Annotated in this window: 20 protein-coding genes; 6 read left to right on the forward strand and 14 right to left on the reverse strand. The window is 36.6% G+C overall.

Translation table 11 applies throughout. The annotated features are described in order from the left end of the window. Positions 1-4: 4 nt before the first annotated feature. From BN1225_RS06050 to BN1225_RS06065, 4 genes are all read right to left on the reverse strand, one after another. Positions 5-1,360, reverse strand: a complete 1,356-nt coding sequence (locus BN1225_RS06050; RefSeq protein ID WP_041138887.1) for a M1 family metallopeptidase — start codon at positions 1,358-1,360, stop codon at positions 5-7. Positions 1,361-1,426: 66 nt separating this feature from the next. Then, complete coding sequence (locus BN1225_RS06055; RefSeq protein WP_041138888.1) at positions 1,427-1,951, reverse strand: nitroreductase family protein; 525 nt, start codon at positions 1,949-1,951, stop codon at positions 1,427-1,429. A gap of 43 nt (positions 1,952-1,994) precedes the next feature. Beyond that, the gene (locus BN1225_RS06060) at positions 1,995-3,239 is read right to left on the reverse strand and encodes an MFS transporter (RefSeq protein ID WP_041138889.1); all 1,245 of its coding nucleotides are present in this window, start codon (positions 3,237-3,239) and stop codon (positions 1,995-1,997) included. 108 nt (positions 3,240-3,347) lie between these two features. Continuing rightward, positions 3,348-4,196 carry an MBL fold metallo-hydrolase gene (locus BN1225_RS06065; protein ID WP_041138890.1) on the reverse strand — a complete coding sequence of 283 codons (849 nt, stop codon included), beginning with the start codon at positions 4,194-4,196 and terminating at the stop codon, positions 3,348-3,350. Positions 4,197-4,335: 139 nt separating this feature from the next. Here BN1225_RS06065 and BN1225_RS06070 point away from each other — a divergent pair, with 139 nt between their 5' ends. Next, positions 4,336-6,078, forward strand: coding sequence for a glycoside hydrolase family 35 protein (locus BN1225_RS06070; RefSeq protein WP_041138891.1), 1,743 nt, complete (start codon positions 4,336-4,338; stop codon positions 6,076-6,078). 19 nt (positions 6,079-6,097) lie between these two features. On the opposite strand, the gene BN1225_RS06075 is transcribed toward BN1225_RS06070, so the two are convergent. Together BN1225_RS06075 and BN1225_RS06080 are read right to left on the reverse strand one after the other, a co-directional pair. After that, positions 6,098-7,507, reverse strand: coding sequence for a glycoside hydrolase family 1 protein (locus tag BN1225_RS06075; protein ID WP_052466394.1), 1,410 nt, complete (start codon positions 7,505-7,507; stop codon positions 6,098-6,100). 64 nt (positions 7,508-7,571) lie between these two features. Beyond that, positions 7,572-8,345: a MurR/RpiR family transcriptional regulator gene (locus BN1225_RS06080; RefSeq protein WP_041138892.1), complete on the reverse strand. Its 774-nt coding sequence runs from the start codon at positions 8,343-8,345 to the stop codon at positions 7,572-7,574. 96 nt (positions 8,346-8,441) lie between these two features. Between BN1225_RS06080 and BN1225_RS06085 the strand changes: the two genes are divergently transcribed. The 3 genes from BN1225_RS06085 to bilS are packed head-to-tail and all read left to right on the forward strand — an operon-like array spanning position 8,442 to position 9,770. Then, positions 8,442-8,882 carry a GNAT family N-acetyltransferase gene (locus BN1225_RS06085; protein ID WP_041138893.1) on the forward strand — a complete coding sequence of 147 codons (441 nt, stop codon included), beginning with the start codon at positions 8,442-8,444 and terminating at the stop codon, positions 8,880-8,882. Beyond that, entirely contained in the window at positions 8,867-9,259 is a 393-nt protein-coding gene (locus BN1225_RS06090; RefSeq protein WP_041138894.1) for a cupin domain-containing protein, read from the forward strand. Before BN1225_RS06085 ends, BN1225_RS06090 begins: the two co-directional genes overlap by 16 nt. A 1-nt stretch (position 9,260) precedes the next feature. Further along, positions 9,261-9,770, forward strand: a complete 510-nt coding sequence (gene bilS, locus BN1225_RS06095) for a flavodoxin family protein BilS (protein WP_041138895.1) — start codon at positions 9,261-9,263, stop codon at positions 9,768-9,770. Positions 9,771-9,783: 13 nt separating this feature from the next. Here bilS and BN1225_RS06100 read toward each other — a convergent pair whose 3' ends face one another. After that, a complete protein-coding gene (locus BN1225_RS06100; RefSeq protein WP_197066540.1) occupies positions 9,784-10,923 on the reverse strand; it encodes an O-antigen ligase family protein in 1,140 nt (379 codons plus the stop codon). 182 nt (positions 10,924-11,105) lie between these two features. Here BN1225_RS06100 and BN1225_RS06105 point away from each other — a divergent pair, with 182 nt between their 5' ends. Then, positions 11,106-12,032, forward strand: coding sequence for an alpha/beta hydrolase (locus BN1225_RS06105; RefSeq protein WP_041138897.1), 927 nt, complete (start codon positions 11,106-11,108; stop codon positions 12,030-12,032). Between the two features lie 38 nt (positions 12,033-12,070). Here BN1225_RS06105 and BN1225_RS06110 read toward each other — a convergent pair whose 3' ends face one another. Beyond that, positions 12,071-13,525 carry a glycoside hydrolase family 1 protein gene (locus tag BN1225_RS06110; protein WP_041138898.1) on the reverse strand — a complete coding sequence of 485 codons (1,455 nt, stop codon included), beginning with the start codon at positions 13,523-13,525 and terminating at the stop codon, positions 12,071-12,073. Between the two features lie 77 nt (positions 13,526-13,602). Between BN1225_RS06110 and BN1225_RS06115 the strand changes: the two genes are divergently transcribed. After that, positions 13,603-14,394, forward strand: a complete 792-nt coding sequence (locus tag BN1225_RS06115; protein WP_041138899.1) for a MurR/RpiR family transcriptional regulator — start codon at positions 13,603-13,605, stop codon at positions 14,392-14,394. Between the two features lie 131 nt (positions 14,395-14,525). On the opposite strand, the gene BN1225_RS06120 is transcribed toward BN1225_RS06115, so the two are convergent. The 6 genes from BN1225_RS06120 to BN1225_RS06145 form a co-directional block, all read right to left on the reverse strand. Continuing rightward, positions 14,526-16,298, reverse strand: a complete 1,773-nt coding sequence (locus BN1225_RS06120) for a peptide ABC transporter substrate-binding protein (RefSeq protein ID WP_041138900.1) — start codon at positions 16,296-16,298, stop codon at positions 14,526-14,528. 207 nt (positions 16,299-16,505) lie between these two features. Then, the gene (locus tag BN1225_RS06125; protein ID WP_317621629.1) at positions 16,506-17,024 is read right to left on the reverse strand and encodes a GNAT family N-acetyltransferase; all 519 of its coding nucleotides are present in this window, start codon (positions 17,022-17,024) and stop codon (positions 16,506-16,508) included. Positions 17,025-17,219: 195 nt separating this feature from the next. Further along, positions 17,220-18,590 (reverse strand): MATE family efflux transporter, encoded by a 1,371-nt coding sequence (locus BN1225_RS06130; RefSeq protein ID WP_041138901.1) that lies wholly within the window; start codon positions 18,588-18,590, stop codon positions 17,220-17,222. A 112-nt stretch (positions 18,591-18,702) separates the two neighbouring features. Next, positions 18,703-19,773: a GGDEF domain-containing protein gene (locus BN1225_RS06135; RefSeq protein WP_041138902.1), complete on the reverse strand. Its 1,071-nt coding sequence runs from the start codon at positions 19,771-19,773 to the stop codon at positions 18,703-18,705. A gap of 83 nt (positions 19,774-19,856) precedes the next feature. Next, entirely contained in the window at positions 19,857-20,306 is a 450-nt protein-coding gene (locus tag BN1225_RS06140) for a zinc ribbon domain-containing protein (protein WP_041138903.1), read from the reverse strand. 38 nt (positions 20,307-20,344) lie between these two features. Next, positions 20,345-21,169 (reverse strand): undecaprenyl-diphosphate phosphatase, encoded by an 825-nt coding sequence (locus BN1225_RS06145; RefSeq protein ID WP_041138904.1) that lies wholly within the window; start codon positions 21,167-21,169, stop codon positions 20,345-20,347. Between the last annotated feature and the right edge of the window lie 117 nt (positions 21,170-21,286).

The following is a 21,286-nucleotide window of genomic DNA, read 5'->3' on the forward strand; positions in this document are numbered from 1 at the left end:
AAAATTACTGAGTTGAGGCTTCTGTAAGGGTGGTTTCATCAAAATAATCTTTGAATATTTCCAGACTTTCTTCTCCCAATCCTCTTATCAGCATTCCTAAAAGATCTTTCGTTGCCGCTTGTGAATAGGCATAAGTCAAAAGATAATCTTGCAGAATCGCTATCAGTTGGTCTTTGCCAAAACGATTTGCTAAACGAGTATACATCGCCCCACCACAAAAATACATAGCGTTGACATAGCTGTTTTCGTCGGGATATTCATTATAACTTTGATCGATCCTTCCGATATGTTCGCTCAGACTTTTCTCTGCTAAATAAGTCGCAATACTTTCATCCAGCCATGCTACCTGATATCCATTATTCCCTACTATATTATAAAACCATTGATGCACTAATTCATGGCGGATCGTACTTTCATTCCCATGCATGTACTCTGCAATCATAATCAGCTGCGGATATTCCATGCCTTGCATGTCCATATAAGTCTCGACCGTATTCATCGTTTGATAAGGATATTCCCCCAACTGCTTATTTAATGCCTTTGTTTCATTGATTAAAGTAATCAATGAGCCAATCCCGATATTCTGATTAGCTGAATGATAATAACTGTTATAAAGGATGCCGTCTTCCATTTGGCTCACACACTGATAGTCATTGCCGATAACTAAAGCATAGTCACGTACTGAAGAAGCCGTATACTCGATCGTTTTTTGATTTTCGCCATTAACGGTATTCAGTTTATCACCGGTACCAATAACCGTGAAATTATTGGGGACAGTCACCGTTACTAAATAATCTGCTGTCTCACTATAAAAACATTCTCCATCACTAAAATAGGGTTCGCACACCCACTGCCCATTTTCATAAACCGCTAAGATGGGCAGACTATTGCCTAAATAAAAATCAATTGCATCGGCTTTATTTTCTACATACCCAAAGCGAGCATTTAGCTCAGGAACATACGCCTGATAATCCATCGAAATAGTGATAATTTCCCCGGGTGCCAAAGGGGCAGCCAACATGACCTCCACGATCGTCGGATCATCAAGACGCAGATAGGCAAGCACGTCTTTATCGCTCGTCATGACATTTTGTATAAGACTTAGACCACCATCTTTTTCGTCTTTAAACTGACTGGGATAATCTCGTAATACGATCTTGTCCCATACGTCCCAAGATGTATTCTTAAGTGTCAGCTCAATCTTAGACTGATAGGTGTGTTGTGAAGGATCTAACAAAACGCTGACTTTATATTGATTGCGCCACACATCAGGAAACGGGAATGTTATGACTTTTGAGGAACTATTCTGACATCCGCTAAGCAAGCATAGTACCAACACTAATAAGACGTATTTCTTCATTCTATCCCACCTTTTTTCCATTATAACGAATATTGAAGATGAAATAAATAAAAATAGCCGCTAAGGCTATTCTATGATACGAATATAATCTTCTTTTCTTTCTTTTGCTTTTGGATAAGGACCGTCGCTATATCCTAAAATACAATTAGCAACACCGATATAATGTTCCGGAATCCCCCATTGTTTTTTAAGGGCTTTTCCTTCATCACTTTCAAATACCTCTTTAGCACGATTAATCCAGCAAGACCCAATATCCAGTGCGTGAGCGGCATTGAGGAGATTGCTCATCACACAGCTGGCATCTTGAATACAGTGATTACTTTCACTATTACCAAAGACAATCACTACAACAGGTGCTCCATAGAAAGGGTCCTGTGTGCCGTTCATGACTTCTGCATTCAATGTTGAAAGCAATGCAACGGTATCGGGATTTGTCACCGCCACCATCAAGGGTGCTTGTTTTCCCATTCCGGTTGGTGCATATGTTCCCGCCTCTAAAATTGCTTCGAGTTCTTCTTTTTTTATCGGTTCTTTTTTGTATTTACGAATACTGCGACGGCTTTTTAATGATTCTAATATATTATTTTCCATAATATCACCTCTGATTAGAACGTAACACACCTCATTCTATTTGTCAATCTGCGCTGATTTCCAGATTTTCCTGCATAGGTTTATTTTTAATCATATGGCGAATTTCTTTTTGAACAATCAAAGCAACAATCGATAAAGCACTGGTTAATGAAGCAAGCATGACGATCTGTGCCGTTCCAAAATAATCGGCTAAGATTGAAAATGAAGCCATGGCAATCGGAGTGAGTCCCATTGTCATCGTACCGATCATACCAAATACTTTCCCACGCATATCTTGGGGAATAATTTCATACTGAACTTCATTCAACACGACATTCAATATTGCATTGCCAAATCCAAAAATCATGGCAACCGCAATGAATAAGTAGAAGCCTTTAGCGATCGGCAGCAGAGCTAAACTTATACATTCAATGATGACAGAAACCGTAAATACTCGCCAACGTTTTGCCCCATCTGTCTTTAATATACCATAACCGATGACACCGATTAAAGTGCCTACTGTTAACAGTGCCATACAGATTCCGTATCCTGTTTCCGCAAGTAAAGTAGGGGTTTCCATAAAATAAGGAAGCAATAAGACCATCAGTCCATTTCCAAAAAAGTTAAGTAAGCAGCATGTCAAAATAGTCGCTTTCAATCCTTTTTGATGATTCATAAAATGTAATCCGCTTTTAAAATCTTCAAAAAATGTCAGTTTCTCTCCTACCTCCACTTTTTTCGGTACGGCAATAAAAGATTCTGTAAAAGAAGAGATGAAGAAAGAAATTCCATTTCCTAAAAAGATAAGCAGTGGCCCAAAAACGCTTAGCAGTACCCCACTGATGCTCTGTCCGATAATCTGCACGATTGTCACAATCGATTGTTTAAATGACAATCCTCTTGATAATTGATCCGCTGGAATCAGATCCGGAAAAACAGAGGACATCGTTGGCTCAAAAATTGCCGAACATAACGCCATCATAATACCGGCAGCAAAGATCATCCAGACGTCCAAACAATTCATAAACCCCAATATAGAGATTGCCAGCATTGTTGCCCCACATACCATATCACTGTAGACAATAATGTGTTTACGGTTAAGCCGGTCACATAATACACCGCCAAATGGGGATAAAATAACCTTTACCAATGTCTGACAGGCAAGTAAAATTCCCATTAAAGATTTTGACTGTGTTGTCTGCAAGATCCAAAAACTAAGGGCTACACTGTAAAGCACATCGCCGATGTTTGAAACAAACTTTCCCTGCATCAAAAGGATAAAATCTTTATTCCATAATTTCGTTTTCATATTTATTCTCCTAACTGTGCATAACACTATATGTGCTATACACACATTATAGTGTGTAATACACAGAATGTAAAGAAGAAAATGAAAAAGAGTGAAAATTATTCACTCTCATAGTTCAATGACCATGCCATCATAGGCAAATGTCAAGTTATCATATTGCTTTTCAAGTTCTAAATAATCATCATAGCTCTTTCCCCAATCTTCTTCAATATGGGTCATGATGACTTGCTTAATGTGATGCTGCTGCTTTATTTCCATGATTTCTTCTAATGTGAACAGTTCCTTCTTTAATATATTATCTTCGGCTAAAACTATTCCATTTTTTAAGTAATCCCCTAAAACGGTATTGCCTATAATTAAATAATCGGCTTGAAAAAAACGAGAATCATTAGGCCATGGCTTTACATCACAAGGTGCATAGATCAGCTTCTTTCCTGCTTTTTCAAAGATAAAGATCGTTACCTGATCATTTTTATCCACAGGTACAAACGTTATTTTAATATCTTGGATCATGATACTGCCTTGAACCACTTGACGCTTAATCAGATTTAAAGATTCATAATAATCAAAGACCGACCCTAATCTTGTCCTAATCGCGTTCAAATCCGTCATGACGCCTTGGGCCGCATAAAGATTAATCGGATTTGTACAGCCTTTTCCGACTGAAAGATCCAGCCAGTTTAAACGTAAATGCTCAATCACACGCATTCCAAAAGTATGATCGATATCTAAATGACTATAGAAAATGTGATCGATCGCCTGTATATCATGATCATTTAATGCCACCATGATATCTTCTGGTGTGTCGACTAACAGATGAATATCTTCTAAATAAATTGAGGCTCCATGACGTGCGTAAGGCAATCCTTTTTCCCTTGCCTCTTTGCATACGGCACATTGACATAGGGGTCTAGGCAATGCAACACATCCTCCCGATCCGGTAATAATAAATTTCATTTTATCCCCTCCCCTTAATAGATTGTTTTTATTATAACTTAATTTCTTATTTTCTTAAAGTTCATTTTCAGGATATGGAAGTCTATTTTTCTTTTCTTTCATTTTCTTTACAATAGAGAATGAAAAAAGGAGAACCATTATGAAACTAACTTACGATCAAGAAAATTTTTACTTAGACAACAAAAAAATAACCATTCTTTCCGGTGCTATTCATTATTTTCGTGTCGTTCCTGAATACTGGGAAGATCGTTTAAAAAAGCTAAAAGCATGTGGATTTAATACGGTCGAAACTTATATGCCATGGAACCTGCATGAAGAAGTAGAAAATGAATATAACTTCAGTGGGATGTTGGATATTGAACGCTTCTTAAAGATTGCTGAAGATCTTGGGCTTTACGCCATTGTCCGCCCCGGTCCCTACATTTGTGCAGAATGGGAATTCGGTGGTTTTCCGGCATGGCTGTTAAAAGACAGTGATATGAAGCTTCGCTGCCATTATGCCCCCTATGAAGAAAAGGTCAGAAAATATTTTCATGAAGTGATGACCCGTCTGCGTCCTCACTTATTAGAAAATGGCGGAAATATCATTATGATGCAGGTGGAAAACGAATATGGCAGTTATGGCAATGATAAAGCCTATCTGCGTGCCATTGAAAAGATCTATCATGATGAAAAAATGAATGTCTGTTTATTTACCAGTGATGGGGATGATGATTCGATGTTGAACGGAGGAACTTTACCCCATTTATTAAAAATAGTGAACTTTGGTTCTAACAGTGAACGCAATTTCAACAATTTGTTAAAGGTACAGCCGGATGCCCCTTTGATGTGCGGTGAATTCTGGAATGGCTGGTTTGATCATTGGGGTGAAGAACACCATGTACGTGAAGCGGATGATACAGCAAAAGAATTTGATGCTATTCTCAAAAGAAACGGGAATATCAATTTCTATATGTTCCATGGCGGAACGAACTTTAACTTTTATAATGGGGCCAATTATTATGATGACTATGCCCCTACAGTTACCAGCTATGACTACCATTGCTTACTTAATGAAAACGGTGATCGAACAGAGAAATATTATGCCTGTCAAAATGTGATCCGTCAACATGGCTTTGAAATACCAAAATTAGATTGCATCGATCAGCCTAAAAAAGCCTATGGCAAGATTTCCTTAGATAAAGCGGTTCCATTATGGGCATGTCTTGATCAGCTTTCGCAAAAAGTTTCTCTGCCTTATGTATTGCCAATGGAAAAGTTGGGACAGAACTTTGGCTACATCTTATATCGTACTCATTTAACCGGACCTTATCAGCCAAGAGAACTGAATATTCATGGCTTGCATGATCGAGCAACCGTTTATCTGGATGGAAAATATGTGGGGGTTATCGAAAGAAACCAGCCTCATGAAAAAATCATGATTGGGGTTGAAAAAGGACAGACGATTCAACTGGATATTCTTGTTGAAAACATGGGACGTGTGAACTACGGACCGGAGCTTTATGATCGCAAAGGCATTACAAAAGCGGTTTGTTTAGGTTTGCAGGAACTTCATCAATGGGACATCTATCCATTGCCAATGAAAGACCTCCGTTCGATTTCATATAAACAAGGACAATGTTTTAATGAACCGGCTTTTTACCAAGGAACCTTTGATATCGAAGAATGTCAGGATACTTTCATTTATTTAGACCATTTCACAAAAGGACATGTGTATATCAACGGCTTTAATTTAGGACGTTATTGGAAAAAGGGACCGCAACGCTCTCTTTATATTCCGGCCCCTTTATTAAAGCAAGGAACAAATAAAATCGAAGTCTTTGAAATTCATCATTGTGATGATTTATCGATTGAACTTAAAGATACGCCTGATTTAGGTTAAAAAGAGCAGCGGCATACCGCTACTCTTTTATATTCCCGTTATTTTTAATACATTGTTGATACCAGTAATAACTGTCCTTTGGAATTCTCTTTAATTCCTTTGGATCACTGTCGGTACGATCGATATACACGATACCGTAACGTTTTTCGATTCCATTGCTGCTGCTTAATACATCAATGAATGACCATGGACTATAGGCAATCATTTCAACGCCATCATCGATAGCGTGTCCCATGTTTTCTACCATCCCTTTTAAATAAGCTGTACGGTAATCATCGTGGACATGCCCATCTTCACTCAGTACGTCACGATGTCCTAATCCGTTTTCAACAACCATTAAAGGTAAATGATAACGTTCATACATACGCAGCAGTGCATAATGCAATCCTACCGGATCGGTATTCCAGTTCCATTCATTATATTCTGTAAACGGATTAAGATAGAATTGTGCCAATCCCGGAATATTGCGATCACGCCTTGGCATGAAGGCCGCATGATCATCATTGATTTCTTCACCATCACAATAGGCGCCGATAATTCCTGTTGTGTACCAGTTTAAAGCAATGAAATCCGGTTTAGCGTCTGACAACAAAGCTTCATCTTCCGGTTCCATTTTAAACATTACGCCATCTTTTGTCAGTGAATGAATTAAATACTGCGGATGTTTTCCATAATAATGAACATCCATCAAGCAATATACCATCATATCCTCTACTTTTTTAGCTGTCAGTACATCTTCTGGACGTACGCTGGCTGCATAATAGGTTGGATAAGACAAGACCGGACCGATTTGTCCTTTTAAATGCATCTTACGATACTCTTTAATTGCCAAAGCATGACCGATACACATATGATGATAAGTTTGCCAACCTAATCGCGTTCTCTCGATTGGATCTTCTTCATCGATGCCTTGAAACAATGGCATACGGGTAATCACCATTTGTTCGTTAATTGTCAGCCAATATTTTACACGGTCGCCGAAGTTTTCAAAACAAACACGGCAGTAACGCACAAAATCATCAATACATTGACGACTGGCAAACCCACCATACTGCTCGATCAAAGCCATTGGAAAGTCAAAATGATACAGTGTCACGATCGGTGCAATCCCATTAGCGACAAGTTCATTAATCAGGTCATTATAGAAATCGATGCCTTTTTGATTGATTTCACCATTGCCATCAGGAATAATTCTTGCCCAAGAGATGGACATACGATAGCACGTCATGCCTAATTCTTTCATCAACTGAACATCTTCCTTATAACGATGGTAATGATCCATCGCAATTTTAGTATCGGCAATAGTATCCGATGTTTTAAAAGAACGTACATCCATACTTGTCAGTCCTTTGCCATCTTCATTATATGCCCCTTCAATTTGGAAAGCAGATGTTGAAGCTCCCCATAAAAATTCTTTTGGAAATCCCATTTTTATCACCTCGGTTTTATTATAAAGGAAGAATAAAAAAAGAACTGCTCACAATTTGAGCAGTTTACTCTTTAATAATCGGACAATAAAGCTGTTGATAACGAGACGCCATCAGATCATATAAACGAATAATCGCATATTTTCCGGCATATGCTTTTTTAAGATCACCACAGCAAATCACATGGTCAAAAGAATCAAGATAAGCCGGATTATCCATCAAAGTAATTAATATTGAGGAACATCCTGTTTGTTTAATTTTTTTCAACACATCTAAATTAGGATTTTTTAAATACTGTCCGCTTAAACTCGTCACCATCACAATATCTTCTTTTGACATTGTCGCCAGAGCTTCAATTTGTCGAATCTGATCCATGTATACCTCGATGAATTTTCCACAGGAAAAAAAGTTTTTTTGTAAATCCAAAGCATAGTTTTGATAACTTCCATACCCCATCGCCAGTACTCTTTTATGCGAATAAAGAGATGCTAAGATCGGATCTAATTGATTGATATTCAGATTATTGATCGTTTCAATAAACTCAAAAATAGCTTGTGAATATGAATTCAGATAATCATTATTTAATATTTGTGCATCAAAGACTTTTGTTTCCTTATAACTGACAACCTGTCTGAAAGTGGAATAATTCAGATATCCGACCTGTTTGCAAAAACGATTGACTGTCGCCGGCGAAACATGGCACATCATTGCCATTTTTTCTAAAGAATAATGTTCAATCTGATCGATCTGTTCCAAAATCATCATCGCAATATGATAATAGGTATCATGAGTGATTGAATTATTGATATAGTTAAGTAAAGTATATATGACTTGCTGCATAGGATCACCACCCTCTCCATTTTAGCATGATTTTTATCACTTGTCTTTTGTATCCCTACAATAAGGCGTATAATAAAAAAACAAAGGAGGGATACCATGCACACAAGAAAAGCTACCATTCATGATGTTGAACTCATTACCGCTTTAAGGATAACATTTCTACAGCTTTTTGAGGACCGCCGGATAGACCGTAAAATAATAAAACAATATTTTACGGAACATATCCCCATAGAAAAATGTACATTTCTGCTTACCTATGATCAAGATCAGATTGTGGGAACAGGGGCTATTCACTATTATCAAGCGATCCCGTCTAACCGTTGTCCAACGGGCTGGATCGGACATATTACCAATATATGGGTAAATCCCGATTATCGCGGAAAACAGATCGCAAAAAATATTTTAGATCAGCTGATTGAGGATGCTCAAGGTAAATGTGACCAGATTCAATTAAGTTCCTCAGCTGATGGAAATAGGCTTTATGAACGATACGGATTTAAAAAGAAAGAAGATGTATACATATGGACCATGATTTAGATATTAAAACATTAAAGGACGCTATTCATGTAGAAAAAGAGAACCATACGCTGGTGGATTACTTTCTATTTGACGAATATGAAATTCATCTTAACACGCTTCCTCCTCACTGTTTTCAAGAATGGCATTATCACAGCAAAATTGAGGAAACATTAGTCATCATTGAAGGAACTTTAACGGCTCACTATAAAATCAATGATCAGATTATTACGAAAACAGCTAATCCCAATGAGGTGGTACGTGTAAAAACATCACTGCATACATTTGCCAATGAAACCGATCAGCCTGTTCGTTTTATTGTCTTTCGCTTTGTCCCGGACGGAAAAAACAAACAGGAAATCATTAAGCAGGATAAAACAATCGTGGAGGTTAAATAATATGAAATATGCTATCTATTATAATAGTGCTACCGGAAATACTAAGATGCTTGCAGACCATATTCACTCGCAAATGAAAGAAGAATGTCTTTATATCGGAAATACGGATGATCCAAAAATAGAAGAAGCCGATTTAATCTTCGTTGGCTTTTGGACCGATAAAGGACGATGCAGTGATCCGGTTATCGAACTTTTTAAACACATAAAAAACAAAAAGATATTTTTATTTGGCACTGCCGGGTTTGGCGGTTCTCCCGAATATTTTGAACGCATTTTAAACAATGTCGAAAAATATGTCGATGCTACCTGCCCGATTATAGGACGCTACATGTGCCAAGGGAAAATGCCAATGAGTGTACGTGTTCGCTATCAAAAGATGCATGACAGCGATCCTCAAAACGAACAATTTCAAAATCTCTTAGATAATTTTGATAAGGCATTGCCTCACCCCAATCAGGAAGATCTTGATGCATTAACGATACAATTAAAGAGTATAATAAAAGCTATCTAGTATCCCTAGATAGCTATTTTTTACGGTACATATAAAATGAACTGATCAGCATCATAAAGACAAATCCGGTCTGAATAAAATACACAGTGTAATCTAAAATACCATGAATCAAAGTCACTGCAATGACCGAAATAATCAGTGCCATTAAAGTCTGATCTTTCCTGCTTTTAAAGCATTGATATAAAGCAGATACATTCTTTTGAATGTAAGGAGCAATGATCAAAATTCCAACGATACCGTAACTCAAGATCGGATCCAAATAAATACTGTGTGCATGCTGGGTATACATGATCCCATTTCCATAATTTTGATAAATATGCATATAGGTCAATGGTCCCTGTCCAAATAACGGATTATCTCGGATTCCCTGAAGCGCAATCTCCCAAATATCCACACGTACACCAAAATATTCAATGATATTATCCGTACGAGGAAAATACTGAGGATTGACCAACAAAAAGATAAACACAACAAAAGCAATAATCAGGATTAAAGCAAAGATCTTATAACGTCTTTCAACCAGCAGCAAAATTAAGATTGCACACCCTAATGCCGGCCAAGCACTTCGGCATCCTGTCAAATAAAGTAAAAATAAATTTAAAGCAATCACCGCAAAATAATAAATAATTCGTTTAATGTTATCCACTTTCAGTATTTTATAACAGCACATCAGCACAAAAAATTCAATCATCATCGCATAATAATTGGCATTAAAAAAGACCGAATTTAAGCGATTTTCCGGACTGTTTAGAATAATCAATTCAAAATCATCCGTAAAATGAGACAAAATCTGTGTGTATTCAAATAAACCGTATAAAGCACAAAATATACTTAAAAAGATCATAAGATCTATAATCTTCTCAAAAAAATCCTTTGTGATATTTTGAGAATAAAAAAGAATTACCGAAAACATCACCCATAAAGCAATACAGCATAAAGCGCCTACATAGTTCTTATAATAAAGAGAAGCAAGCAAACTGACAATTGTAAACAGATGAATTAAATAGCTTCTCGGTGTTGTTTTATATATCTCTATCAGTCTTCCTCTAAGCAATAAATAGACCGTTACTGCCACCAGTACGGCAATACACATGTAAAAAGGAAGAAATAAGGATAATACCGAAATTAAAATCAGTTTTTGATTTTTATCCAAGTGGGTAAACTTTTCTTTTAATACATTAATAATCGCACCCCCTGTTAGAATCCTTTCCTTTGCTCAATTCTACCATAAAATACATCTTTATACCATTCTTTTTAATATTATGTATTCTCTGTAAGATTAGACATATCATTTTGAATTTAATCGTGATATCCTAAAGATAGGAAGTGATATTAATGGTCGTATTATGGATTCTCATTATTTTATTATGTCTTGCTTTATGTATTGTCTATATTGATTTTCGGATAACAGCTTCCCGTAATTATTCTTGGATCGATCACCAATCTGATCATGTCTTAAAACGGGAAAACAAAAATTATACCCATGAACTAAATCAAATTATGGAAAATTTATTTTGTTATCCCTATGAAGAAATAGAGATCAAAGCGAAAGATCAAATCATGCTTCACGGCTATTTATTTTTAAGTGGTCAAAGCAAACAGACCATTCTTTGTTTCCATGGCTATCGCTTTAATTGCTTTAAAGAATATGCACATTTAGCCAAATCACTTTTAGACCAATCCTTTAATGTTCTTTTAGTGGATATGCGTGCACACCAAAAAAGCGGGGGACGTTATATTACTTTTGGCAATAAAGAACAAGACGATATATCTTGCTGGATTGAATATATGGCGGATCGATTCCCCGATTATCAACTGTATCTGCATGGAACCTCAATGGGTGCAAGCAGTGTTTTGCTGTGCAGTACCCATCATCTGCCCATCCAAGTAAAAGCGGCTGTCGCTGATTGCGGTTATAGTTCTATTTGGGACATATTAACGCTGCTGCATCATAAGATTTTTCATTTTCATGTTCCCGGCTTACTGTATTTATCAAATCTCTGTTTTCGCATTTTTGCTCATACCGATCTTCGACAGCTGGACATTGCTTCACAGCTAAAAGATGCTAAACTGCCTGTGTTATTCATTCATGGCAGTCAGGATCGCTTAGTCCCTGTGAAAATGAGTAAAATGAATTTTCAGGCATGCACAAGTGATAAGCAGCTTTTGATTATCGAAGGTGCCGATCACGGACGCAGTTTTAAAACAAATCCGGATCTTTATTTACACACCCTGCTGGATTTCATTGCACATCATCATTAAAAAATGCTAAGAACGTTCAAGTCCTTAGCATTTTTATATTATTTACTTAAATCTTCTCCGTTTGTTGCAATCACTTTTTTATACCAGTCAAATGATTTTTTCTTTGTACGTTTCAATGTTCCGTTTCCTTTATCATCCATATCAACATAAACAAAGCCATAACGTTTCTTCATTTCTCCGGTACTTAATGAAACAAGGTCAATACATCCCCACATTGTGTATCCTAAACATTCTACTTTATCTTCACAGATTGCTTTTTGCATTTCCATGATATGATCTGTCAAATAATCAATACGATAATCATCATTAATTGTTCCGTCTTCGCCTATTTCATCCACAGCTCCCAAACCGTTTTCGACAACGAAAAGTGGTTTTTGATAACGATCGTAAACTTCATTTAAAACATAACGTAATCCTTCCGGATCGATTGGCCATCCCCAAGGAGTTGTTTCCAAATAAGGGTTTGCATCTCCACCCATGATATCAATCTCTGTTTCTGCTGAAACGATGGTAGAACGATAATAGCTGAATGATAAATAATCCAATGGATACAGGCGTAAGATTTCATCATCTCCCACTTCTTTTTTGATCGTTACTCCTTTATCCTTAAAGATTTTTTCAGAATAGCTTGGATAATAGCCTCTCATCATGACATCAGAGAAGAATAATGACTGACGACGCGCATTATAAGCTGCACGAATATCAGATGGCTTGCAAGTTGCCGGATAAATAGCACTTAAAGCATACATTGTTCCAAACATAGCATCCGGCATCATTTCATGCCCCATTTTAACAGCTAATGCACTCGCTAAGAACACATGATGCATTGCCTGATAATGAGTTTGGTTATCCGCACTATGTGTTCCCATCATTGAATAACCACGTACCGCATTCAATTCATTGAAAGTCAGCCAATATTTCACTTTTGATTTTAAACGTGTGAATAAAGCCTCACATAACTTTAAATAACAGTCGATCGTATGACGGCTTGACCATCCATCATAAGTATCTGCCAAATAAGATGGAATTTCATCATGACAGATTGTAATTAACGGTTCAATGTTGTATTTCAAACATTCATCTACTACATCTTCATAGAACTTTAATCCTTCTTCATTTGCACATTCTTCATCTCCGGTTGGGAAGATTCTTGTCCAGCAGATTGAAAAACGGAATGTTTTGAATCCCATTTCTGCCATTAATGCGATATCTTCTTGATAATGATGATAGAAATCTACTGCCTGATGACTTGGATAATATTGTCCTTCATGAAACCATGCGACAGATCCTTCCGGTAAACTTGTTCTGTTTTGGACAGTGGATAATGTACCATCACTTAATTTGATTGTGATTTGACGAGGTTGTTCGTAAGACCCATCCGTCACATAATCGGTAGTCAAAGTTCCCCTTTTCCCTTCATTAAATCCACCTTCATATTGGAAGTCAGCCGTTGCTCCTCCCCATAAAAAACCATCTGGAAATTTAGTACTCATCTTCTTTTTTCTCCTCTTCACATATTTTTCTTGAAATCTATAATTTTATGTTATAATAAGCAACAGGAGGCGATATTATGGAACGACTTTATATCATCCTTTTGGGAATCATTCAGTCAGAACCCAATGATTCAATTGATTGCCAGATCGCAAATTACTTATTAGAACATATTCAAGACTTAAACGACATTACGGCTAATGATTTGGCACAAACTTGCCAAGTTTCCAAATCTTCTATCAGCCGTTTTACCCGTCGAGTGGGGTTAAATGACTTCTACGAACTTAAACACTTACTTCATCATTATCAGCCGAATTTATCAAAATTTGATTTTACGGCACGCAGTGATAATGAAAACAGCATGATTCAATACATAGAAACGGTTAGCCAATACATCCATGATTTAAAATATTCATTAGATTTTGACGCGATTGAAGAAATTACAAATGATATCTACCATTATCCTAAAGTCATCATTGCCGGAAGTCTGCAAGCGAACAGTGTTTGCCTGAATCTTCAGCTCAATCTCTTTTCCAGTGGAAAAGTTGCTCAAGCTAAAGTTAAGTATTCTGAACTTCGGGAAATTATTGATAAAGCGGACTCTCAAACTTTAATCATCGTTTTATCATCGACCGGTAAATTTTTTCAACGCTTATTTGTACGTGACCAACGTTTATTAAGAAAAGATAAACCTAAAATCTATCTTGTCACTGCCAGCGCTAAATTAAGTGAACTTCCTTATGTAGATAAAGCGATTAATTTCCATGCTTTATCGGATTTTGCCAGCGGAGCACTTCAAATTGAAGTCATTACTAACTTGATTGCCCGTCGCTACAATGAGAAGATACGCACTCATTTCTTTGATCAGTGACAGTTACATTATAATGGTTTTTAAACTACATCAAATGAAATTTCATAATTGGGGATTTGTTCCTCAAACTGAAATTTATTTCTGAATACTAAAAAGGAGTTTCCTAATCAAAGAAACTCCTTTTTGCTGTGCTATTTAGCCGCTTCGGCAAACTTGGCATACTCTTCTTGCGTATAGCCATCTGCCTTTGTTTCCCAGAATTTGATTTTTCTGCCGACACTCGTAAATGAGTATGGCTTTGAATAATCATTGATACGAGTGACTTGAATTTCATGCCCATCGACATAGAATGGAACTGAATATGCCTGCTGTAAATAGTAATCCTCAGCTTTGGCAAACGCATGATAACGTTCGTCCAAATCTACGATTGCATTCGCTTCTGCCACCAGTGCATCATAGGTTGGATCAGAAATACGAGAATAATTTTTATTCATGTAGCCATCTTCGGTATCTGTCATATGACGCAGGAAATCATAAGGATCATTATAGTCCGGTGCCCACCCTACTAAGGCAATCGACTGTAAGCTCTTTTCATAGATTTCAGATGTTGCACTTTTAATATAAGGAATACCGGTTACCGTTACAAAATCATTACCTAAACATTTTTCAATGCTATCTTTTAATATTAAAAATGTTTCTTCGGCAGTTTGATTACCACTATTGTAAGGTAACGTAACTTCAACCGGGAAAGTCACTCCCTGAGCTGTTAATTCTTCCATTGCTTTTTCTTTTGCTTCTTTGAATTTCGCTTCATCATATAATCCGTTGGCGTATGCTTTTAATTCCTCGAAATCCTTATAATACGTTCCCTTGGAATCTTTCACAATCACACCACAAGTATAAAGGTTATTCATTAATGAATCCGGATTGATTGGATTTGTTCTTTCATGATAAGGGGTAGGATCTACACCATAGAACCAAGCTTTTCTGAAATTAACGTTAGAAACTGCCTGATTCCAGTTTTCATTTCCCACCTGTTCATAGTTAAAATAGATTTGAGCCGAACGTCCTCCTCCGCGTGTTTCTACTAAATGTTCATTCCCCGCTTGAATCTTAATCTCATCTTGCGTCAAACTAGCATGATCCAATTCATTGGTTTCATACATACTGTAAGCTTTATTCAAAGATTCCAGCATTGTCACTGTTACTTTTTCAAACGGCACATTTTTCTTATCCCAGTAATGCTCATTCTTCACATATTCTTTGGAAGCTCCATTTTGATAATCGGTCATGCGATAGCAGCCATTATACAAAAGTTTATCTTTATCGGTACCAAAGTTTTCAGGCCCGATTTCATCTAAGAATTTTTGGCTTACCGGAAACCAAGTAATATACGTCACGACTGAATCAAAATATGGCTTTGGTGTCGCTAGAGTATATTTCACAGTTTTTTCATCTACTGCCTCAACTCCAACATTTTTAAATAATTCTTCCGTAGCTGTTCCGGCTTTGCTTGCTTCATAATATTCACTTGCTCCCTTTAAAAAAGAAGTCACATTATTTACATTTTGAGAACTATTCTTAGCGGTTAGAATATATTTGATCCCGGAAACAAAATCTTCCGCTGTCACATCTCCATAGACTTCCCCCGTATGAGTGACCCATTTTAAGCCGTCTCTTAACTTAAAGGTCCATTCCGTTGCCTCTTCATTATGACTGTAATCTTTAGCTAAATCACCGATTAGTTTTCCATCGGCATCATACTCCAATAATGCATCTACAAAATTAGCGACTACTCTAATATCCACAGAGGTATTGGTTGTAAGATAGTTTAATGTGGTTATTTCTTGGTTTTGCGTATCATAATCCCGATACTCCGTTAATTTCTGAGAACTATTTTGCTTATTGTTACACCCCACCAGCAATAAAGCACAAACTAAAAGCATGGTAATTCGTTTTTTCACAATTCATTCTCCTTTCTGTTAAAAATGTATACACGCATACAATAACTATAACTACATTTTATCACTTATTTTGTAATTTGTCAAGTTCGGTTTGTTTTATCGGTAATTTATAAATATATTTTTTATGTTTTTTTGAAATTGTTTATACAATTATTATTTTACAAAAGTAAACAAAAACGGATAAGAGATGTTCTTATCCGCTGATGATTATGATGTGATTCCAAATTCTTTTGGATAAATAAGCGTTCCGTTAAGCATTTTACTCGTTCCGCTTAAATTATATGCCATGAAATTCTCATCATTTACTTCAAATGACGCTGTAATACCAAATGTCTTTGCCGGTACATAACCAAAGCGAGGATAATAAGTCTCATGTCCGATTAATATCGAATAATCATATCCCATCGCTTTAGCAATGCGGTGCCCTTCTTTAATTAATGCACTGCCTACTCCTTGATTTTGATATTCCGGCAATACCGCTAATGGTGCCAATCCTAATTGAGTTGTTTCCCCCACTTTGACTTTCGTAAATAAAATATGTCCGACAATCTTATCTCCAATCATGGCTACTAATGATAATTCCGGAATAAAAGCTTCGCTCTTTCTTAGTTTCTCCACTAAAAACTGCTCGGTTCCATCGGCATGCAAGGCTGTCGCAAATGATTTTTCCACTACTTCAAATACTTCTTTATAATCTTTCTTTTCTTCTTGTCTGATCGTTATCATGATCAAATCCTCCTTTTTTAGTTATGGCTTTATAGAAAAAAGGCAAACAAAAAAGGGGCCGCTATTCCTCTATAAAGCATTTTAAGCCACGCTAAAAACATGTCTTTGATTCATTAAAAAATGCTTATAGAACAATAGCCAAACTAACACCCCGTCTCTTTTTAGACAATAACAAAAATAACAGCCTTTGTCAAACTAATTGACATCAGCTGTTACGTTTTGCATCCATGCCCCTGATCGATAACGCTTAAAGGCTAAGATAATACGAATGACTTGTTCTAACTGGATTAAAATGATTGTCGGAACAATATCAAAATGGAAAACCGTTACACATAAGAATGCCAGCGGCAACCCAACGGTGTAAAGAATAACCGAATCTAATAATGCCAATACCTTAGTATCTCCGCCTGCTCGCAAGAAACCAAAGATTACGGCATTAAATAAACGCAGTCCAATCTTAATGGCATAAGCATAAAGAATAAAGGTTGCTGCCTGCTGAACAACACCGGATTCATTGGCATATAAAATCCCGATTAAATAAGGAGCCGTGATGACCATTAACAGCCCTAACACAACCGAAACAACTAACCCCATTCCCATAAAGTAGTCGGCATAGGTTTTAGCAAGCTTCATATCATTTTTACCTAATGTATTTCCGATAATCGCTTGTACGGCACTTACAATAGCCCAAATAACCATAAAGAATAAGTTGGAAATACGATCGGCAATCGCCACCGATGTTACCGCATGAACCCCAATCATTCCAAAGGCTTTAAAGAACAATGTTTGCCCTACACCAAACAATCCTTCATTGGCTACAGTTGGTAAAATACGACGAATAACCGGCTGTAAGAATTGCGGATCGGGTTTAAACATCACAGACAGTTTTCCTAAGAAAACCTGTTTTGTTTTCGTCGAATAAATGACATACATCAATGTCCCTAAGCCTCTTGAGATCAAGGTACCATAAGCCGCTCCTACAATTCCCAGCTCAGGAAACCCGAAATGACCGAAAATCAATAAATAGTTGAATAAGCAGTTTAATAAAACGGTAATCGAACTAATCACCATCGTCACTTTTGTTTTAGACATACAGCGATAGGTATAGTTAAAACAAAACGATACCATAACAAAAACATAGCTGATTCCCGTTACGATCAAATACTGTGAACCATAGTGAATAATCGTTGGATCACTGATATAAAAACCACAAATAATTTTTGGTATAAAAACAGCGGCCAAAATAAACGGAATCGCTATTGCCACCGACAACATGATCATGGTTCCAAATGACTTTTTAAGATTTTTATAATCCTGACTTCCAAAAAACTGTGCTGTATAAATCCCCACACCTGAACAGATTCCAAAAGAAAGCAGCGTTGCAATTTGTTCCCATTGAGAACCGATCTGTACAGCACTTACCCCAAATTCACTATATCCCGATACCATCATGGAATCGGCTAATCCCACTAATGTTTCTACGATCTGTTGTAAAATAATAGGGGCAGCAATGGTACACACCATTTTTAGAAATGCTTTATCGCATATATATTTTTTTAATCTCATTCCCTCCACCTCACATACCATCTTATTATATAATATTGTATTATAAAAGATAGTAGTTTTTTTAAAATTTATACATAAATAAAGATTATTTTATATATAATAAAAATCCTCTTTATAAAAGAGGATCTGAGGACTGTTCATTGCAGTCTTTCATCTGTTTTTTGCATTTATACATATTGATATCGGCACGTTCGGCTACTTCTTCCATTTTAATCTTTTTACCCTTATAGGCAATATCATAACCGTAAGCAAAACGAATCGGAATTTCATGATGCTCATCATTAAATTTATCCACACTGTTTTGGATGCTTTCAATCATCTGCAAAACTCGTTCTTCATCATGATTAGTGATGATGGCTACAAATTCATCACCGCCGTATCGACCGATAAACACTTCATCATTGATATATTTACGAAGAATCGAAGAAAAACTGGCGATTAATACATCTCCGAATTTATGCCCATAAGTATCATTCACCGATTTTAGATTGTTTAAATCAAACATGATACAGGCATAGCACTCATTCTTTTCAAAGTCGAGTGTCTCTCCTAATACTTCTCGGCAGCGGCGACGGTTGGGCAGTTGTGTCGATTCATCAAAATAAGACATAATTCTTAATTCACCATTATGATGGGTTAATCTCATCTTCGCCATCAATTGTCTAAAGTAGACAGCAATCAGTCCAATCACGAATGTTATTAAAAGTAATTCGTAAATCTTCAGTTTTTCAATCAAAGCAAGAGAATAATGATTTATCGTATCATTGAGACGATCTCCATCTTTATAAAAAGCTTCACTGCTTTCAATCAAGGTATCCAAATTATACTGTCCGGAAATATAGTAGGATAAATCGCTGCTTAACTTTTGCCAATGCTGATTCGTTTCCTGAAGAGCGCTCCAATATTCCGGTGAGGAGATTCGCTCACTTCCGTAACTCACTTCACTATTCAGCAATTTTCCCCAAAGTCCGTCAATATCTTCATGCAGTGCTGTAACATCTTGCTGTGCTACTGCTAATTTCACAATTCGCTGCACCTTTACTGCAAGTTCGTTACAATCATTAGCTATGCTTGTAATTTTTTGGACCTTATTGACATGTAAGATGATTTGAAAAGTAAAGACAGCAATAAACAAAATAATCGCTGCCTGAATTATTCGATTTTCCCACTTTTTCTTTTCCACTCTGATCGCACCTTTTTTTCATCATATCACCAAATGCTCAGCCTGTCGATTGATTCAACAAACACTCCTAAAACTCGTGCAATTTAAACAATTTGTGTGAATTTTTGCGTACGATCTTCTTCCATAACAGCTTCGATCATATGTTCTACTTCTTTTTCATGATCACGAATGTCATACGTTAAAGCGATACGTTCCATAAGATCCTCTTTAGTATGTTCATCATGCCCCATCATGTGATACTGATTTCGTAAATAGTTCAGCATCTCATCTACTTTTTTCTGTCCGATCAAATGACGAGACAAAGCTTCACATTTAGGCAATTGATCCTTACCTATTTCCATTCCCATGCCACAATGAGAACATCCGATATAATATTTCACTGACCATTGAATAAACGGAATAAAAAATAAACTAAAATGCTGATAAGAACGATATACATAAAAATGCTGATAGGTTCCTTCGCGTTCACAACGTTTCAATCCTAAATAAAGCGTTGGCTTGCTTTTTCTTCCCCAGCCCCAAATAACGAACATAGTTTTTCCTCCTTAATTAAAAGCCTAGAAATTTACTTCTAGGCTAAGACCATAAAATAAACAAGAACGGCAATACCCAATACAATTCGATACCAACCAAATACTTTGAAATCATGACGCTTGATATAATCCATCAATAATTTAATAACAAATACGGATGTGATAAAGGCAACAAGCATCCCAACTAACAACACTGCGATTTCCACACCGGTAAAGGCAAACCCAAATTTTACGATCTTTAATAAACTAGCACCTGCCATGACCGGTATAGCTAAAAAGAAAGTAAATTCAGCCGCCACAGTTCGTGACATACCGATTAAAATTCCCCCTACGATCGTTGCACCTGAACGTGAAGTTCCGGGGAAGACTGCCGCTATCAACTGAAAAACACCGATGGCAATCGCCGCTGAATACGTAATCTCAGCGATAGAAGTAATCTGCGGACGGCGATGTTTATTTCTATTTTCAATGATGATAAATAATACCCCGAATACAATCAGCATGATCGCAACGGTTTGATAATTATAAAATAATGCATTTAAGTAATCGTCAAACAAAAGACCTACTACAGCGGCTGGCACACAGGCAACAAATATTTTCAGCCACATCGATAATTTATCGGGTTTAATATAATAAGGTGCTTTTTTTGAAAAAGGCCAAATTCTTTTCCAGAAAATCAAAACTACGGCTAATATTGCGCCTAGCTGAATCACCACTAAGAACATTTCAATAAAAGCATCTGACATATTTAGCTTAACGAATTCATCTAATAGAATCATATGTCCGGTACTACTGATGGGAAGCCATTCTGTAATTCCTTCAACAATCCCAAAGAGAATCGATTTTAATATCTCGATCAACATATTTATTATTTCCTCCTTGATTTATACGTCTTAAAGTATACCACAATCCTCTGGTGTATCAAAGTAAAAATAATGGGATGAACAGGGAATCTATGCTATAATTTTATCACTGGAGGG

It is taken from the genome of Beduini massiliensis (assembly GCF_000829905.1).
GTDB classification, from domain to species: domain Bacteria; phylum Bacillota_I; class Bacilli_A; order Erysipelotrichales; family Coprobacillaceae; genus Beduini; species Beduini massiliensis.

Bases quoted from the DNA above. Each gene is read 5' to 3' on its own strand.
- BN1225_RS06050 (WP_041138887.1), bottom strand. From the start codon at position 1,360: ATGAAGAAATACGTCTTATTAGTGTTGGTACTATGCTTGCTTAGCGGA.
- BN1225_RS06055 (WP_041138888.1), bottom strand. From the start codon at position 1,951: ATGGAAAATAATATATTAGAATCATTAAAAAGCCGTCGCAGTATTCGT.
- BN1225_RS06060 (WP_041138889.1), bottom strand. From the start codon at position 3,239: ATGAAAACGAAATTATGGAATAAAGATTTTATCCTTTTGATGCAGGGA.
- BN1225_RS06065 (WP_041138890.1), bottom strand. From the start codon at position 4,196: ATGAAATTTATTATTACCGGATCGGGAGGATGTGTTGCATTGCCTAGA.
- BN1225_RS06070 (WP_041138891.1), top strand. From the start codon at position 4,336: ATGAAACTAACTTACGATCAAGAAAATTTTTACTTAGACAACAAAAAA.
- BN1225_RS06075 (WP_052466394.1), bottom strand. From the start codon at position 7,507: ATGGGATTTCCAAAAGAATTTTTATGGGGAGCTTCAACATCTGCTTTC.
- BN1225_RS06080 (WP_041138892.1), bottom strand. From the start codon at position 8,345: ATGCAGCAAGTCATATATACTTTACTTAACTATATCAATAATTCAATC.
- BN1225_RS06085 (WP_041138893.1), top strand. From the start codon at position 8,442: ATGCACACAAGAAAAGCTACCATTCATGATGTTGAACTCATTACCGCT.
- BN1225_RS06090 (WP_041138894.1), top strand. From the start codon at position 8,867: ATGGACCATGATTTAGATATTAAAACATTAAAGGACGCTATTCATGTA.
- bilS (WP_041138895.1), top strand. From the start codon at position 9,261: ATGAAATATGCTATCTATTATAATAGTGCTACCGGAAATACTAAGATG.
- BN1225_RS06105 (WP_041138897.1), top strand. From the start codon at position 11,106: ATGGTCGTATTATGGATTCTCATTATTTTATTATGTCTTGCTTTATGT.
- BN1225_RS06110 (WP_041138898.1), bottom strand. From the start codon at position 13,525: ATGAGTACTAAATTTCCAGATGGTTTTTTATGGGGAGGAGCAACGGCT.
- BN1225_RS06115 (WP_041138899.1), top strand. From the start codon at position 13,603: ATGGAACGACTTTATATCATCCTTTTGGGAATCATTCAGTCAGAACCC.
- BN1225_RS06125 (WP_317621629.1), bottom strand. From the start codon at position 17,024: ATGATAACGATCAGACAAGAAGAAAAGAAAGATTATAAAGAAGTATTT.
- BN1225_RS06130 (WP_041138901.1), bottom strand. From the start codon at position 18,590: ATGAGATTAAAAAAATATATATGCGATAAAGCATTTCTAAAAATGGTG.
- BN1225_RS06140 (WP_041138903.1), bottom strand. From the start codon at position 20,306: ATGTTCGTTATTTGGGGCTGGGGAAGAAAAAGCAAGCCAACGCTTTAT.
- BN1225_RS06145 (WP_041138904.1), bottom strand. From the start codon at position 21,169: ATGTTGATCGAGATATTAAAATCGATTCTCTTTGGGATTGTTGAAGGA.